The sequence below is a fragment of the Desulfobulbus alkaliphilus genome (genome assembly GCF_016918545.1).
Taxonomy (GTDB): domain Bacteria; phylum Desulfobacterota; class Desulfobulbia; order Desulfobulbales; family Desulfobulbaceae; genus Desulfobulbus; species Desulfobulbus alkaliphilus.
The window spans coordinates 1-400 of record NZ_JAFFQC010000388.1; the positions used below are offsets into that span (position 1 = coordinate 1).

Genomic DNA, 400 nt, shown 5'->3' on the forward strand with positions numbered 1-400 from the left:
CATCAGATCCGCGGACTTGGCTACGCTAACCTGCTGGAGGCTCAGGACGGGGAGGAGGCACTGGCCCAGTGCCAGCACCACCAGGTCGACATCCTGTTTTGCGATTTGCGGATGCCCGGCATGGATGGCATGGCCCTGCTGCGTCGCCTCTCTTTGGGCGGTTTTCGCGGCGGCATAGTGCTGTGCAGCGCACTGGAGGACGATGTGGTCGACGCCGTACTGCGCATGAGCCGTGCCTACGGCCTGCAGGTGCTGGGGCGTATCGACAAACCTGCGAGCCATCAGCAGATCGCGCAGTTGATCGGCGCCTGGCAGCCCCAGCAGGTGCGCAGCCAGGAGGAGGACGGTCACAACCTGAGCCTGGATGAACTGTGTCGGGCCCTGGAGCATGATCAGTTGC

At 64.0% G+C, this 400-nt stretch carries 1 protein-coding gene; it reads left to right on the top strand.

Translation table 11 applies throughout. The features are described 5' to 3' along the window. On the top strand, positions 1 to 400 hold a 400-nt coding region (locus tag JWG43_RS19060; RefSeq protein WP_205244473.1), incomplete at both ends, for a response regulator.